This window comes from Pseudomonas sp. USTB-Z, assembly GCF_019691255.1.
GTDB lineage: Bacteria > Pseudomonadota > Gammaproteobacteria > Pseudomonadales > Pseudomonadaceae > Aquipseudomonas > Aquipseudomonas alloputida.
In genome coordinates this window covers 344,673-359,618 of the sequence record NZ_JAECZP010000002.1, presented here as the reverse complement: position 1 = coordinate 359,618, position 14,946 = coordinate 344,673, and the positions used below count along the sequence as shown (strand labels likewise).

Below are 14,946 nucleotides of genomic sequence, written 5' to 3'. Positions count from 1 at the left end.
CGCTTTTGATTCAAGCGGCCCGTTGCTCACCCTTAAGCAGTTTTTTCTGCGCTTGCATGGCGAGCCCCAGCTCGTCCAGTTGGTCTTTCCCCAGCAGCTTTTTCGCGGTAGGGAAGAGCGCTTCTTCCTCTTCCTCAATGTGATGCTCAAGCAGCTCCTTCATCACCTTGACCCGACCGGCGAACTCAAGGGTGCCTGTGTGCGTATGAAGCAGATCAGGGAGCACCAGGGCGTCGACAGTCCGGTGTTCTTCCTTGGCTTCGTAATACATCTTGGCTTCCTCTTTACCACCGGCTTGCTTGATCGCCGGGTAGAGGATGTCCTCCTCCAGAGCAGTGTGGATCTGCAGTTCCTGCCCAATGCGCTGCAGCAGTTCGGCGCGCTTCTTCACGGCACGTTCTGTGGTCGCGCAGAGCTCTTCCAGCAGTTTCTTGACCAACTTATGGTCTTGAATCAGCAAATCGATAGCATTCATGGTGTCACCTCGTCGCGGGCGAATGAACAATGGCTTGCATGGAATTGAGTGACAGTGGGCGGCAGGGTTCAACGTCGATGATGGCTGGCAAAGCGCGCTTCGAGGTCACGGTGCGATTACGCGCTGCCAGAAGCCCCAAGGCCCGCGTATGCAGGCCTCGGCCGCACATTCAAAGGATAGGTTTGCCCCCCGTCACGGCGTACCGCGAACCCGAGATGTAGCTGGCTTCATCGGACCCCAGCAAGACATAGATTGGCGCCACTTCCACAGGTTGACCCGGCCGCCCCATCGGGTAACCGGAACCGAAGTTCCTCACCGCCTCATCAGGCATGGTGGCCGGGATCAGCGGGGTCCAGATCGGGCCGGGTGCGACGCTGTTGACGCGAATGCCCTGCTTGCCCAGCAATTGCGCAAGGCCTGCAGTGAAATTGGCAATGGCACCTTTGGTCGCGGCATAGGCCAACAGGCTGGGTGACGGGTCGTCCGAGTTGACCGAGCTGGTGTTGATGATCGAACCGCCTTTTGGCATCGAGGGCAAAGCGCGCTGGCAAATGCGGAAAATGGCGGTGATGTTGGTATCGAAGGTCTTCACCCATTCATCGTCGTCAATGTCGTCCAGGCTTTCATGGGCCATCTGGAACGCGGCGTTGTTGACCAGGATATCGATGCGACCAAACTGCGCCACGGTCTTGTCGACGATGTCATGGCAGTGCTGTTTCTGTGCCAGGTCGCCGGGTAGCAGCAGGCACTGGCGGCCAGCCGCTTTGACCCAGCGCGCGGTTTCCTGCGCATCGTCGTGTTCATTCAGATAGGCAATGGCAACGTCAGCGCCTTCTCGGGCATAGGCAATGGCCACCGCACGCCCGATGCCGCTGTCAGCACCGGTTATCAAGGCGATCTTGCCTGCGAGGCGATTGTTGCCGGTGTAGCTCTGCTCACCGCAGTCCGGATAAGGATCCATCTCGCGCTGGGAACCGGGAACGCTTTGCGGTTGGGAAGGGAATGGCGGGGTAGGGTAGTCGCTCATGCTGGAAGCTCCTGCAGGTTTGGAACGCTCATTCCCATTCGAAAGGCGCGCCAGGCCGGTGTTGAAGTGGATCTTCGTGCTGAGCGACGAGCGGTTGATGCACCCATTCCCAGTGAATTTTTACCCACCGCATGGCTCTACCGCTGACGGGGCTTGCTGGCATGGGTGAGGCCCACGTTATCAAGGAGTCTGCGGTGCCTCGAATCATCACGCCTTCCACGCCGGAACATGAGATCGATCAGACGAACGAGAGGATGTTCGGTACGCCCAAGGAGAGGCTGGATTTCTATCGACGCGAAATTCAGTATGAGACCACCATCCTGGCCAACCGTACCGACGCTTATCTTGCGGCCCAGTCGTTCCTGGTGATCGCCTACGTGTCATCGATGGGTAACCTGAACCAAAGCTGGGGCGAAATGTTCACCCTGATGGTCCCGGCTTTTCTCGCACTGCTCGGCGTGCTCAGTACACTGAATGCCTGGCCTGGCATCCGCGCGGCCTTCCGGATTATCGAGCACTGGCAGATGAAGCAGAGCCACTTGCTGCGCAGCGAACCGCTGATGGGGCTGGCCTATGACGAGTCGCCGCTGTTCTGCGAGGCCGAAACCTCTCAGGCGGGGCACCGCAAATCGCTGCTGTTTTCCTTGCGCACGCCCTGGATTTTCCTGTGCTTCTGGGTGTTGCTGGGCAGCTATTCGGTTTTCATCCAGCTGGCGTGATCAGTGCGTGCTGGTCGGCATCATGGGCGACCAGCACGCGCTGAGCAGTAGCAGGGTCAGTCTGCCAGTGCCTTGATCAACTGCTCATTGAAGGCGGGGATATCGTCCGGCTGGCGGCTGGTGATGAGGTTGCCATCGACCACCACTTGTTCATCCACCCACGTACCGCCCGCATTGCGAATATCATCTTGCAAGGTCTTGTAGCTGGTCATTCGCTTGCCTTTGGCCAACCCGCTCGATATCAGCAGCCACGCGCCGTGGCAGATAACCGCCAGTGGCCTGCCAGCCGCATCATGGCTTTTTAGCAGTTTCTGCGCACCGGGGATCAAGCGAATCGTGTCGGAGTTCTGCACACCGCCGGGCAGCACCAAGGCGTCGTAGAGGTCAAGCTGCGCACTGTCGAAAGTCGCATCCACGCTGAACGCGTCGGCGGGTTTGTCATGGTTCCAGCCACGTACCGTGCCTTCTTTCTCGCTCAGGATATCGACCACCGCGCCGCTGTTTTCCAAGGCTTCACGCGGGCCGGTCAGTTCCACCTGTTCAAAGCCATCGGTGACCAGAAAGGCCACGCGCTTGCCGTTCAATTGTGCACTCATCATTTTCTCCTCGTGCTGATAGGCCTTTCATAAGGGCCTGCAAACAGCGAGCAAAGTTCCTGCTCGATGCCTGGCGGTATGGGGAGAACCTGCTAACGGTTGCGCACGGTATCCAATGCAGGCGACCAGACCGTATGACCGCAACGTGAACACGCCAGGGTGTCATGAGGCTCATGGTAGGCCGGGAAACCACAGCTCACGCAGCAATGCACCCCGGCGCCGGGCGGGGATGTGTACTCCGGGCGATGCTCGACCGGCAGCACTGACAGGCCTGGGCGTGTGTCTTGCTGATCGTAGAAATACAAACTGAGATCGCCATCGGTTTCCAGAAGGCCCAGTCGAACCTGGCCCAGGTGCTCGACACCTTGCTGGCGTAGCTCCATGAACAGCTCATTTGGTGAAATGTTCATGTGACGCAGCGAATGGATTTCGTACATGCCCTCTTTCACTACCGTGACTGGCAGCCCGTCGATCCAGGCTTCGCAGGTTCTGTTTCGCCTCATGAGGTAGACCGTTCCTCGGTAAAGCATGAACAGGGTGAGGAAAACCAAGGCCACCGGAAGCAGCGGTACGTCCTCGTAAAAGGTCACATCGCCGGCAGCTGAGCCCAGGGTGAGAATGACCACGAGCTCGAACCGGGACAGCTGTCTGATCCCGCGCCGGCCACTGAATTTCAGAAAGAAGAACACGGCCAGGAAGGCCGCTGAAACACGCACAGCGACCTCCAGCAGAAAGGTAAAGGGAAAGTCGCCTATCAGCATCCGCTGCAGATCAAACGAAACCATTCGTTCCACCCTTCCTTCTGCCGTTGTCAGATAAAGGGTTGACCGTTCTCGCTCAGGGCTGGTTCATCGACTTGGCCTGCAACTCTCCGCGCGCGTCACCAGGGAATCGGCGTGCCGTCCCACGCCCAGAACGTTCCGCTCTGCGCCGGGCCGTGACGGCTCACAAGCGCCAGGATGCAGGTGGCGGCAAACGCGGGCGAGAACAGTTTGCCTGGCGGCACATTGCCCTGAAAGGGTCGGGAAAGCTGGGTGTCGGTGGTGCCGGGATGCAATGCAAGTACCGTCGACGCGGGGTTCAGTCGCTTCAGCTCGATGCTTGCAGTGCGCAGAAGCTGGTTGAGCGCGGCTTTGCTGGCACGGTAGCTGTACCACCCACCCAGGTGATTGTCGCCGATCGACCCAACCCGCGCCGACAAGGCGACGAAGGCCATCGGTTGCCGACGCAGCAGCGGCAGCAAATGCTTGAGCAGCAGAACAGGGGCGAAACAGTTGGTTGTGAAAGTGCTCAGCAACCCCGCCATGTCTAGCTGGGTCAGTGCTTTTTCAGCCTGCGCCGGGCCGTCTTGCAGCACGCCAAGCGTACTGAAGACCAGGTTCAGTTGGTCGCAGCAGGCGCCCACCTGCGCGGCCAGTGTTTGCAGTGCCTGCTCGGATCGGGCGTCGCAGTCGAGGCGAACCAACCGTCGCGCGTGCTCTGTGAACAAGGTATCCAGCGCAGGGCTGGTGGTGGCGCGTCGCGAAACGGCGAACACCAGCCCGATGTCATCGCGCGCCAGCAACTGCGTGCACAATGCCAGGCCGATCCCTCGGCTGGCCCCGCAGACCAGCACGTTGGCGGGTGTCTGAAGGTCGTTTATCAGGCTCATCGGCGTGTCCTCTTGGCTGGGCGCTGGTGCCTCGTCCTGTGATGCCTGCCAACGTTCTTGCACATGGCAGGGGCGAGCTCACAGCAGGATATAGTCGCTGTACTGCCGTAAGCCGTCATGGGGCCCTTCGATCAAGTGCACGTAACGGCCGTTCACCCAGTCGATCGGCAGGCAATCGTCGACGTCCAGTACCGCATCGGTATGCGGCTTGAGCCAGTCTGCCTGCAGGCGCTGCTTGGCCAGTTGCTTGGCCTCGGCCTTGTCCCTGGCCACCACCAGCAGGTAGCGGTGTGCCTCGCCAAACACCCCGGGCTCGTAGCCGCCCAGGTTGATGAAGAACAACCTGGGATCGTGTGGGCCAGGCGCTACCTGACTGAATTCGAGGCGGTAGTGGTCAATACCGTGGACTTCCATCCACGCGTCGATGTGCAGGCCCGTTCGGCTCCCGAACCAGGCTCGGCGCAGATGTGGGTAAGCTTGTTCAAGTGAGTCCGCCTGCGCGAACAACACATCGTGGACCTCGATATTGGCCCGTGGGTGGCGTCCACCGAGCATGACGACGTACAGCATGAGCAATTCCTTCTATCTCGACTTTCATGGGTGTTCGATAACGGGGCGCGAGGCTTGCAGAAATATGCATGCTGGGCATTAAAAACTATACATGACTCGTCAAATATCTGTACAAGCGTCTACTATTGTATAGTATTTAGCAAAGTGCTCGAGGTCAGAATGGCGCACCCTGCACGTTGGACCTGTCTATGCCTGCTGCTAGCCGCCATGTCGTCGGCGGCAGACTGGCGAGCGGAGCTGCCTGCGGCGCAACGGCTGGGCGCCGGTGATTTCACCTGGTTTGGCCTGCGGCTGTATACCGCCCGGTTATGGGCAGTTGGCCCGGTTCAGGACTGGAACCAACCGTTCGCCCTTGAGCTGCTCTATCACCGTTCATTGTCCAGGGACACGCTGGTCAAGGCCAGCCTTGAGGAAATGCAACGCCTGGGTGGCGGCAGCATGACGGCACAGCAACGCGCGGCATGGACCAGGGCGATAGAGCAGGCATTCGTGGACGTGACGCCTGGTATGCGCATCACGGGCCTATACCTGCCGGGGCAGGGTTGCCGCTTTTACGTCGACGGCAAACTGAGCCATGCGATCGACGATCCGGTGTTCGCCCGGGCCTTCTTCGCCATCTGGCTTGACCCGCGGGCCAGAGATCCCCAATTGCGTCAGCGGCTGCTTGGGCTGGCTGGCGATGACCGAGGAGCCTGAACATGTACAAAGCGCTGTTGCTGGCTGCCTGCCTGCTTCTGGGCAGTTGTGGCAATGTCGGTATCGAGCACTATGCCCAGGAGCAGCCGAAGCTGGACCTGGCGGCGTTCTTCTCGCGCCCGGTTCAGGCGTGGGGGATGTTCCAGAAGCGTTCCGGGGAGGTGGTCAAGCGCTTCCACGTGCGCATCGACAGCCGCCGCGAGGGTGAGCGGCTGATCCTCGACGAACATTTTCTTTATAGCGATGGCACACGCCAGCAACGTACCTGGACGCTGGTGCCGGACGGCCCCGGGCGCTGGCGGGGAACCGCGGGGGACGTGATCGGCGAGGCGCGTGGCGAAGTGGCGGGCAACGCGCTGCGATGGCGTTATCAACTGGACCTGCCGGTCGATGGGCGGCACTGGCAGGTAGACCTGGACGACTGGATGTACCTCATGGATGACGACACCCTGATCAACCGCTCGAGCATGAGCAAGCTGGGCGTTGAGATTGGCCAGATCACCTTGTTCTTCCGCCGCCTGCCAGAGGGCACACCATGAACCTGATCGCGCTGACCCAGCTGGTTTCGACCGGCGAAGCCAAGGAACTTGAACTGCTGTCGCTAGAGGGGGGCTTCTACCTCCTGCGCGCCCTGACCGACGCCGGCCCTGTGACATTGAGCGATGCCCAGGGGCAGCCCGTGCGCGTGCGCTCCACGACCGAACTGCGGCAGTTGCTGGTCGACCTGCCGCCGGTGCCATGCATGCTGGTGCAGCAGGTGGTGCACGATGAGATGTGCGGACAACGCGACGGCCCCATCGCGCCGCTGCGCGTACCGGTAACGCTCACCAGCCAGTGGTAGCCCGGACGATGCGCCTGGGCCTGGTGCTGGGTGACCAACTGTCGTTCGACCTGGCAAGTCTGGCGTCCCTTGACCCTGCTCGCGATGCGGTCCTGATGGCGGAAGTGGAGGGGGAGGCCCGATACGTACCGCATCATCCGCTGAAGATCATTCTCATCTTCAGCGCCATGCGGCATTTTGCCCAGGCCCTGCGTGAACGGGGTTGGCAGGTGCACTATGTCGAGCTGGATGCCGAGGGTAACAGCGGCAGCATCGTGGGTGAGTTGCGTCGATGGCAACAAGCCTTGGGCGCCACCCACATTCACTTGACCGAGTGCGGTGAGTGGCGCCTGGAGCAGGCCTTGCGTGATGCCGCACTGCCGCTTGTGTGGTTTCGCGACACGCGTTTTCTGTGCTCCCGTGAAGCCTTCGGGCGCTGGGCTACAGAACGTCGCCAGCTGCGTATGGAGCACTTCTACCGTGGCATGCGCAAGCGAACCGGCCTGCTCATGGAGCCTGACGGCAGCCCGGCAGGTGGGGCCTGGAATTTCGATGGCGACAATCGCAAACCGTTGCCACGGCAGCTGCGTGGCCCGTTCGCTGCGCATTTCGCGCAAGACGACATCACCGCAGCGGTGGTGGCCTTGGTGCGTCAGCGCTTCAGCGACCATTACGGGGGCGTCGACGGTTTCGACTACCCCGTGACCCACGCCGAGGCACAACAGCTGTGGCAGCATTTTCTGGATTTCGGCCTGGCGGCTTTCGGTGACTACCAGGATGCGATGGCCGAAGGCGAGCCGTATCTGTTTCATGCGCGCATCAGTGCGGCGCTCAACATCGGGCTTCTGGATGTGCGTCGTTTGTGCGACGACGTCGACAAAGCCTGGCGCGAGGGGCGGGTGCCGCTCAATGCAGCCGAAGGCTTCATTCGCCAGTTGATCGGCTGGCGTGAGTATGTGCGTGGCATCTATTGGCAGCGCATGCCGGCGTATGCCGGGCTCAATCACCTGAACAACGACCGGGCGCTGCCAGATTTCTACTGGACCGGGCGCACCCGCATGCGCTGCATGGCGCAAGCCATCGGGCAGACCCTGCGGTTGGGCTACGCTCACCATATCCAGCGGTTGATGGTTACCGGCAACTTCGCCTTGCTGGCCGGTATCGTGCCAACCGCGATTTGTGAGTGGTACCTGGCGGTCTACATGGATGTCTTCGAGTGGGTCGAACTGCCCAACACGCTTGGCATGGTGATGCACGCCGATGGCGGCTACCTGGGGTCCAAGCCGTACTGCGCCAGTGGTCGTTATATCCAGCGCATGTCCGATCATTGCAAGGCTTGCAGTTACAGAGTCGACCAGGTGACCGAAGAGGAGGCCTGCCCGTTCAATGCCTTGTATTGGCATTTTCTCATTCGCCATCGCCCCCAGCTCTCGGCTAACCCGCGCCTGGCCCTGGTTTATCGTAGCCTCGATGGCATGCCCGCTGGCCGTCGCGATGCCGTGTGGCAACGTGGCCAGTCATTGCTGGCGCGGCTCGATGCGGGGCAGGCGTTATGAAAAAGAGCCTTCTGCCCAGCAAGGTTTGCGTGGTGTGTGGCCGGCCGTTCACCTGGCGCAAGCGCTGGGCACGCTGTTGGGAGCAGGTGCGTTACTGCTCCGAGCGATGTCGCCGGTCAGCGCCGCGCCGCGATGCGCGCCAGCAGGGGCAGGGCCAACGCCCAAATCGGCATCAGTAGCAGGCCGGTTTCCAGCGCGCCCAAGGGCAAGGCGACACCTGCCAGCCTTGCGCCGCCTACATAGGCCAGAGGGCCGCCAATCGCCCCCAGCAGTGCGCCGATTCGCCAGTGCCTGCCGGCCCATGCCAGGCTGTGACGCATCCCGCTGGCCAGCACCAACCACAGCAGCGCTAGCCACAGCGGCAGGGGCCAGGCGTCGAAACCAAACACCCCCAGTGCTCCCAGCACGCTGTCGAGCACACAGCCGATAAAGGTGACGCGCACCAGCGCCTTGACCTCGGCATGGATGTCCGGGCACAGGCGCAGGTGCACTGCCACGCCCGGAATCACCAGCAGCAACAACAAGGGCCGCTCGGCCCCCAGCACGCAGACCCACCAGCCGGCTTGCAGCCAGAGGGCATTGGCGATCAGCCAGCGGCTGCGCATCAGGCACTGCCAGGCAAGGGCGCGCGGCGTGCCTGGGGTGCTGCCCAGAGCAGGTGCGCAACACCGATGGCGCGTTCCTCGAAACCGCCTTGGCAGTAGCAGAGGTAAAACTCCCACAAGCGCTGGAACATGTCATCGTAGCCAAGGTCCGTCAGCGCAGTGCGTGCCTGACGCAGGTTTTCGCGCCAGTGTCGCAGGGTGTGGGCGTAGTCCAGGCCAAAATCTTCCATGTGCACAAGGTTCAGGCCAGTGTGCCGGCTGGCGGTGTCGAGCAACACGCTCAGCGAAGGCAGAGCGCCACCGGGGAAGATGTAGCGCTGGATAAAGTCGACCGAGCGCTGCGCTTGGGCATAGCGCTGGTCGCGGATGGTGATCGCCTGCAATAGCATCAGGCCTTCAGGCTTGAGCAGCGAAGCACACTGGCGGAAATACACCGGCAGGTAGCGATGGCCAACCGCTTCGATCATCTCGATGGAAACCAGTTTGTCGAACGTGCCTTGAAGGTCGCGGTAGTCTTCGCGGAGCACTTGCACACGCTGCCCCAACCCCAGGGCCTGAACGCGCTCCAGGGTATGGCTGTACTGCGCCTCGGAGAGCGTCGTGGTGGTGACCCTGCAGCCGTAACGGGTGGCTGCGTGGATAGCGAGGCTGCCCCAGCCGCTGCCAATTTCCAGCAGGTGATCGTCGGGGCTCAGTTCGAGCTTCTGGCAGATGCGCTCCAGCTTGTGCAGCTGGGCCTGCTCCAGTGTTTGCCCAGGGTGTTCGAATTGCGCAGCCGAATACATCATGGTGGGGTCCAGCAGCCGCTCGAACAGGGCATTGCCCAGGTCGTAGTGGGCCAGAATGTTGCGCCGGGCTCCACGCTTGTCGTTGCGGTTGAGCCGGTGCAGCAGGCGCAGGGCAGGGCGGCCCAGGCGGGCCAGGCCGCCCTCGAGCGCATCGAGCACTTCGAGGTTGGCGACGAACAGGCGGGTCACCAGCGCCAGGTCGGGGCTGCGCCAATAGCCGTGAATGTAGGCTTCGCCAGCACCGATCGAGCCATTGCCGGCGATCAGGCTCCAGGTGGCGTCATCGAGGATCTCCACCTCGGCCTGCAACGGGCTGTCGGCATCACCGAAACTCCACTGCTGCCCGTGGCTGAGCAGGCGCAGGTGGCCGTGACGCAGCTTGCCCAACTGGGCGAGCACGGCGCTTCGTGCCAGCCCGCCGAGCAGTGGCGCAAGGCCTGCGAACTTGCTAACGCTCAGGGTGGGATTTGACATCATCAAGGTCCTCGCAAGGTTGGCCGAGTGCCAGGTCACCCTGGCAGGTGGTGTGGTCGTGCACGGGGGTGCGTTTGAGTAACAGGCGAAGCGCTTGCCAGTAGATGGCCGAGACAGTGCGCAGGCTCATCCATGGGAAGTTCAGGACATACCGCCGCAGCGCTGCTCCATCCAGTGGCTTGCGGCGCAGGGCGAGGTCGGCCTCGAACACCTTTGTGCCGCCTTGCCAGTTCTGCATCTGAATGCGTACATGGTCCGTGTCCAGGAAGAAGCGCAGGCGATAGTCCATGTCCAGCGGCATGAATGGCGACACATGGAAGGCCTTGGCCACGCTGAAGGGCTTGGCAAGGTTGCCTTGCACCGGTAGCACGTAATGAAAGCGTTCACGCCAGGGTGTGTTGCGCACTTCCATCAGGATCGCGCTCAGGCGCCCGTCGCGGTCATGGCAGAAATAGAAACTCACCGGGTTGAACGACAGCCCCCAGCAACGCAGTTGCGTGAGCAGCTGTACCCGGCCTTCGGGCAGATGCCCCGTCGCCTGCCCGACCAGCAAGCGTGCAGCCTGGGCCAGCGATTCGCCTTGGCGGGTCAGGGCGGGCAGGTAGTCGGTCTCGCGCCAGCACAACGGCGCCAGGCGCCAGTGTCCCAGCAAGCGTGACAGGCCCATCAGCCAGGATTGTTCGTCCAGGTCCAGGTAGAACATGCCGATCCGGTAGCGGAACGCGTGGACCCGCGGCGTCAGCCGTCGGTGGCTGATCCAGCCCAGGCAGAGGCTGCTGTTCACAGGTGCTCTCCGAAGTGCGCGGCCACCTTCAGTGCGCTGACCACCCCGTCTTCATGAAAGCCATTGCCCCAGTAGGCACCACAAAAGTAACTGTGCTGCTGACCCTGCAGTTGCCCTTGGCATGCCTGGGCAGCCGACGCTGCAACGCTGTACTGGGGATGGGCGTACTGGAAGCGGGCGATGACCTGCGCCGGGTCTATCAGTGCGGTTTGGTTGAGGCTCACACAGAAGGTTGTCGGTGCCTGGATACCCTGCAGAATGTTCATGTTGTAGGTCAGCGCGGCGGGCGCCCGCTCAGGGCCGCCCAGGCGGTAGTTCCAACTGGCCCAGGCGCGCTGGTGGCGTGGCAGCAGGCGGGTATCGGTGTGCAGCACCACGTCGTTGCTGGCGTAATCGATGGCGCTGAGTACGGCGCGCTCCTGGTTGCTGGGGCTTTCCAGCAGCGCCAGGGCCTGATCACTGTGACAAGCGAACACCACATTGTCGAAGCGTTCGGTGCCGGCCGCGCTCACGAGGGTCACGCCACCTTCGTCGCGGCTGACGCGGTAAACCTTGCAGTTGAGGCGGATGCGCTCAGCAAACGGTCGGCACAGCGGCGCGACATAGCTGCGCGAGCCGCCTTTGATCACCCGCCACTGTGGGCGTTGGTTGACCGACAGCAAGCCGTGGTTGCGACAGAAGCGCACGAAGAACTCAAGCGGGAAGTGGAGCATGTCTGCGCGAGACATCGACCAGATCGCCGACCCCATTGGCACGACGTAATGATCGATGAAGCGTTGCCCATAGCGGTTCGCTTGAAGGTAGTCGCCCAGCGTGGTGCTGGCATCGATACGCTGGTTGTCCAGGTCGGCCAGTGCCTGACGGTTGAAACGCAGAATGTCCCGGATCATCCCCCAGAACCCTGGGGACACCAGGTTGCTGCGTTGGGCGAACAGGGTGTTCAGGTCGTGACCGTTATATTCCAGGCCCGTCATCGGGTCATGCACGGAAAAACTCATCTCGGTCGGCTGTGAAGGGACCTTGAGCTGGTCGAGCAAGCGGATGAAGTTCGGGTACGTCCAGTCGTTGAAGACGATGAAACCGGTATCTATCGCATGCTGCTGGCCTTTCCAGACCACATCAAGGGTGTGGGTGTGGCCCCCGACCCATTGCTCGGCCTCGAAAACCGTGACTTCGTGCTGGCGTGACAGCAAATGGGCGCAGGTCAGCCCCGCGATGCCACTGCCGATGATTGCTATACGCATGGATCATCATTCCTGTTCATGACGGGCGAGGCGTTGGCCCAGCGCCAGGCGCAGGCGCGCGGGCAGCGCCCCGAGCAGGCGCAACACCCAGGTGAAAAGACCGGGGAAGTTGATTTCCAGGGGGCGGCGGGGCAGGCGCCTGGCGATATGCCGGGCGGCACGCTGCGCAGACCACAGCTGTGGCATGGGGAAATCGTTGCGACGGGTCAGTGGCGTGTCCACGAAGCCTGGGCTCACCAGGGTGACCGCGATGCCTTCGCGTGCCAGGTCGATTCGCTGTGACTCCACCAGATAGCGCACCGCGGCCTTGGACGCGCCATAGGCGCCGGCGCGGGGCAAGGCCAGCCAGGTTACCGAACTGCCCATCACCACCAGGTGGGGGCGCTGGCCTGCGCGCAGCAAGGGCAGTGCTGCCGCCAGGCAGTAGCTGACGCCCAGCAGGTTGGTGCGCATGACGCGCTCGACCAGCGCCGGATCGAAATGCCCAGGCTCCAGGTATTCGCAGGTGCCGGCATTGAGAATGGCCATGTCCAGGCCTCCCCAGGCCTGCTCGATATGCGCAGCGATGCCGGCGACCTGCTCCGGGTTGTCAAGATCGCCAATGGCCAGCAATACCTGCCCAGGAAACCGTTCGGCCAGCGGGGCAAGGCGGTCGGCGTTGCGCCCGCCCAAGGCGACCTGGTGGCCTTGTTTCAGGAGGATTTGTGCGAGCGCGGCACCGATACCGCTGCTGGCGCCGGTCAGCCAACAGCGGCTCATGCCAGCCTGCCTTTGAGCCAGCGGATCGCAGTGCCCATGACGGGAAGGTGTTCATAAAGCAGGGCACCGGCGTCGAAATAGTCCTGGTGAAAATGCACACGGTCGCGCCAATGCAGGCAGCTGCAGCCTTGCAACGTGATCGGCTGGCCCCCCGCCAGGCGCGGGTGGCAAAACTGCAGTGTCCAACGCAGGTACCCCTGCCCGGGCTTTACCTCGTCGGCGCTGGTGAAGGCGTAGCGGATATCGGTGGCGTTGGCGTACAACTGCTCGAAGTAGGCGCGCAGGGCCTGCAGCCCCTGTATCTGGTGCAGGGGATCACGGAAGGTGACATCGTCGCTGTACAGTTTATCCAGCGTGTCGAGGCTCGCCCCATCAAGGCGGGCGAAGCGCTCGGCGAACTGCTGTAGGTACGCTGACATACTGGGCTCCAGGAATCCTGTACAACATTGAATTGTTGTACAGGTATAACTGAAGCCTAAGCTTTTATCTATACAAGTCAACGTCCTTGTATAGGTTTTTTGTCAGCGCTTGGCCTGGCCCTGCTGCCGGCGCAGTTCTGCCACTTCAGCCTCCAGCTCGCGAACCCTTTCCTCGGCGAATATCTGCGCTGTGACATCGCGCTGGATGCCGATGTAGTAGGTTAGCTGGTCCGCCTCGTTGTGCACGGGTGTGATGGACAACTCGTTCCAGAACAGGCTGCCGTCCTTGCGGTAGTTGCGCAGCACCTGGCAGCAAGGGCGGCCTTCGCGGATCGCCTCGCGGATAATTGCGATGCCCGGCTGGTCGTGATCCTCGCCCTGAAGAAAACGGCAGTCCTGATAGAGGATATCGTCGGCGCAATAGCCGGTCAGGCGCTCGAAGGCCGGGTTGACGTAGATAAGGATGCTCTCATTGCCTTCCTGCTCGGCGACAACGATGCCATCGTTGGAATGTTCGACCATCAGTTGCAGGAGTTTTGCATTGATCATGGGGCTCACCTACAGGCATTTCGTATGCGATGTGCGCCAAAGGCTTCCGTGCAGTAGCTTTTGGCGCTGTTTGTTGCATGATGAACCAAGGAGGCTCGCCGCAGAAGGTGCATCTGGGTTTAGAATGTATCACCCCTTGAATGACACCTCGTTATGACCGACGCCACCCCACCCGAATTGCTACCCATGCGCGATGTGGTCAGCCTGACCGGCATCAATCCGGTGACCTTGCGTGCCTGGGAGCGGCGTCATGGGTTGATTCGCCCGCAGCGCACCGAGGGCGGCCATCGCTTGTACACGGCCCAGGATGTCCAGCGCATACGTGACATCTTGCGCTGGACCGCCAACGGCCTGCCCATCAGCAAGGTGGGTGACAGGCTCGCCGGCCAGCCTGAGGCGCCTGTGCAGCAGCCCTCGGCCTTTGACGACTGGCGCGCCGCCGTTGCGCGCGCTTCCAGGGCATTCGATGCGCAGGCGCTGGAAGCTATCCATGGGCAGCTGTTCACACTCTTGCCAAAGGCCACGGTGCTGCGGGACGTGCTGATGCCGGTTTGGCATGAGCTGGCTTCAGGCACTGCGCCAGGCCAGCGTAGCCAATGGTTGTTTCTCGATACGTTCTTGCGCGCCCGGCTGCTGCTGCGCTTGCAGATGAACCAGGTCGATGCGCCGCGGGTGCTGCTGGCGGGTACCGAGGGTCAAGCCGAATGCCAGGTGTTGTGCGCCGGGCTGCTGTTGAGCAGCGAGCGACAACGCATCGAAGTGCTCGGCTGCGGGCAGCCGCTGGAAGAGCTCCCGCTGCTGTGTGCGGCGATGCAGCCAGCGGCACTGGTGATCGCGCTGCAGCCACCGGTGAGCCCTGCCTTGGCCAAGCGCCTGCGCTCCCTGCAGATGGACATTGCTTGTCCGCTGGCCTTGACGGGCGAGGGGCTGGCCGGTGTGCAAGCGGCCTTGCACGGGCTGCCGGTGTGCCTGCTGGACGAGCAGGGTGCTGACGTCGCGCGTGTGCTTGACGCCTTGCTCAGGGGGGCGCTGGACGTTTGAGCCTGGCCCTGCGCGATGCTCAGGGTGGTTGGGTCGTTGCTCGGCATGCTTTTGGCCCTTATCGGCGTCGATGAACAAGATCCTCAAGCAGTCGGGGAGCAACACGCCGGTCATCGGCTTCCGTCTGCTACGCCGTTTCCAATGTCCTGTTAGCGGTCTGTGGGCCGGTGATC

Annotated in this window: 20 protein-coding genes; 7 read left to right on the top strand and 13 right to left on the bottom strand. The window is 62.1% G+C overall.

Annotation, left to right across the window (positions count from 1 at the left end):
• Positions 1–10: 10 nt before the first annotated feature.
• Both I8746_RS03650 and I8746_RS03645 read right to left on the bottom strand, forming a co-directional pair.
• On the bottom strand, positions 11–475 hold the full coding sequence (locus tag I8746_RS03650) for a hemerythrin domain-containing protein (protein ID WP_012052733.1): 465 nt from the start codon (positions 473–475) through the stop codon (positions 11–13).
• A gap of 169 nt (positions 476–644) precedes the next feature.
• Positions 645–1,502 carry a glucose 1-dehydrogenase gene (locus tag I8746_RS03645; RefSeq protein ID WP_017147687.1) on the bottom strand — a complete coding sequence of 286 codons (858 nt, stop codon included), beginning with the start codon at positions 1,500–1,502 and terminating at the stop codon, positions 645–647.
• 194 nt (positions 1,503–1,696) lie between these two features.
• Here I8746_RS03645 and I8746_RS03640 point away from each other — a divergent pair, with 194 nt between their 5' ends.
• Entirely contained in the window at positions 1,697–2,221 is a 525-nt protein-coding gene (locus I8746_RS03640) for a hypothetical protein (RefSeq protein ID WP_010953640.1), read from the top strand.
• 56 nt (positions 2,222–2,277) lie between these two features.
• Here the strand turns inward: I8746_RS03640 and I8746_RS03635 are convergent, their stop codons facing one another.
• The 4 genes from I8746_RS03635 to I8746_RS03620 all read right to left on the bottom strand — a co-directional run bounded on the left by I8746_RS03635 (position 2,278) and on the right by I8746_RS03620 (position 5,038).
• Complete coding sequence (locus I8746_RS03635) at positions 2,278–2,817, bottom strand: type 1 glutamine amidotransferase domain-containing protein (RefSeq protein ID WP_012052730.1); 540 nt, start codon at positions 2,815–2,817, stop codon at positions 2,278–2,280.
• Between the two features lie 92 nt (positions 2,818–2,909).
• Positions 2,910–3,602, bottom strand: coding sequence for a DUF421 domain-containing protein (locus I8746_RS03630; RefSeq protein WP_012052729.1), 693 nt, complete (start codon positions 3,600–3,602; stop codon positions 2,910–2,912).
• Between the two features lie 95 nt (positions 3,603–3,697).
• Positions 3,698–4,468, bottom strand: coding sequence for an SDR family NAD(P)-dependent oxidoreductase (locus I8746_RS03625; RefSeq protein ID WP_221100162.1), 771 nt, complete (start codon positions 4,466–4,468; stop codon positions 3,698–3,700).
• A 78-nt stretch (positions 4,469–4,546) separates the two neighbouring features.
• Positions 4,547–5,038, bottom strand: coding sequence for a DUF1543 domain-containing protein (locus I8746_RS03620; RefSeq protein WP_088512288.1), 492 nt, complete (start codon positions 5,036–5,038; stop codon positions 4,547–4,549).
• 159 nt (positions 5,039–5,197) lie between these two features.
• On the opposite strand from I8746_RS03620, the gene I8746_RS03615 reads away from it, so the two are divergent.
• The 5 genes from I8746_RS03615 to I8746_RS03595 are packed head-to-tail and all read left to right on the top strand — an operon-like array spanning position 5,198 to position 8,289.
• A complete protein-coding gene (locus I8746_RS03615; protein ID WP_012052726.1) occupies positions 5,198–5,734 on the top strand; it encodes a chalcone isomerase family protein in 537 nt (178 codons plus the stop codon).
• Between the two features lie 2 nt (positions 5,735–5,736).
• Complete coding sequence (locus I8746_RS03610; protein ID WP_003254010.1) at positions 5,737–6,273, top strand: DUF3833 domain-containing protein; 537 nt, start codon at positions 5,737–5,739, stop codon at positions 6,271–6,273.
• Positions 6,270–6,575 (top strand): DUF6482 family protein, encoded by a 306-nt coding sequence (locus tag I8746_RS03605; protein ID WP_012052724.1) that lies wholly within the window; start codon positions 6,270–6,272, stop codon positions 6,573–6,575. The genes I8746_RS03610 and I8746_RS03605 overlap by 4 nt, the downstream gene beginning before the upstream one ends.
• Positions 6,576–6,583: 8 nt before the next feature.
• A complete protein-coding gene (locus tag I8746_RS03600) occupies positions 6,584–8,110 on the top strand; it encodes a cryptochrome/photolyase family protein (RefSeq protein ID WP_221100161.1) in 1,527 nt (508 codons plus the stop codon).
• The gene (locus I8746_RS03595; RefSeq protein ID WP_004576510.1) at positions 8,107–8,289 is read left to right on the top strand and encodes a DUF2256 domain-containing protein; all 183 of its coding nucleotides are present in this window, start codon (positions 8,107–8,109) and stop codon (positions 8,287–8,289) included. The genes I8746_RS03600 and I8746_RS03595 overlap by 4 nt, the downstream gene beginning before the upstream one ends.
• On the opposite strand, the gene I8746_RS03590 is transcribed toward I8746_RS03595, so the two are convergent.
• The 7 genes from I8746_RS03590 to I8746_RS03560 all read right to left on the bottom strand — a co-directional run bounded on the left by I8746_RS03590 (position 8,227) and on the right by I8746_RS03560 (position 13,732).
• Complete coding sequence (locus I8746_RS03590) at positions 8,227–8,715, bottom strand: DUF2878 domain-containing protein (RefSeq protein ID WP_047602974.1); 489 nt, start codon at positions 8,713–8,715, stop codon at positions 8,227–8,229. The genes I8746_RS03595 and I8746_RS03590 overlap by 63 nt on opposite strands.
• The gene (locus I8746_RS03585) at positions 8,715–9,977 is read right to left on the bottom strand and encodes a cyclopropane-fatty-acyl-phospholipid synthase family protein (RefSeq protein WP_221100160.1); all 1,263 of its coding nucleotides are present in this window, start codon (positions 9,975–9,977) and stop codon (positions 8,715–8,717) included. Before I8746_RS03585 ends, I8746_RS03590 begins: the two co-directional genes overlap by 1 nt.
• Entirely contained in the window at positions 9,952–10,761 is an 810-nt protein-coding gene (locus I8746_RS03580) for a DUF1365 domain-containing protein (RefSeq protein WP_014756355.1), read from the bottom strand. The genes I8746_RS03585 and I8746_RS03580 overlap by 26 nt, the downstream gene beginning before the upstream one ends.
• Positions 10,758–12,005, bottom strand: a complete 1,248-nt coding sequence (locus I8746_RS03575) for an NAD(P)/FAD-dependent oxidoreductase (RefSeq protein ID WP_221100159.1) — start codon at positions 12,003–12,005, stop codon at positions 10,758–10,760. Before I8746_RS03575 ends, I8746_RS03580 begins: the two co-directional genes overlap by 4 nt.
• Before the next feature lie 6 nt (positions 12,006–12,011).
• A complete protein-coding gene (locus I8746_RS03570; RefSeq protein WP_221100158.1) occupies positions 12,012–12,764 on the bottom strand; it encodes an SDR family oxidoreductase in 753 nt (250 codons plus the stop codon).
• Entirely contained in the window at positions 12,761–13,183 is a 423-nt protein-coding gene (locus I8746_RS03565; protein WP_003254001.1) for a nuclear transport factor 2 family protein, read from the bottom strand. Before I8746_RS03565 ends, I8746_RS03570 begins: the two co-directional genes overlap by 4 nt.
• A gap of 102 nt (positions 13,184–13,285) precedes the next feature.
• Positions 13,286–13,732, bottom strand: coding sequence for a PAS domain S-box protein (locus tag I8746_RS03560; protein WP_012052718.1), 447 nt, complete (start codon positions 13,730–13,732; stop codon positions 13,286–13,288).
• Between the two features lie 153 nt (positions 13,733–13,885).
• Between I8746_RS03560 and I8746_RS03555 the strand changes: the two genes are divergently transcribed.
• The gene (locus I8746_RS03555; RefSeq protein WP_012052717.1) at positions 13,886–14,773 is read left to right on the top strand and encodes a MerR family transcriptional regulator; all 888 of its coding nucleotides are present in this window, start codon (positions 13,886–13,888) and stop codon (positions 14,771–14,773) included.
• Positions 14,774–14,946: the final 173 nt, after the last annotated feature.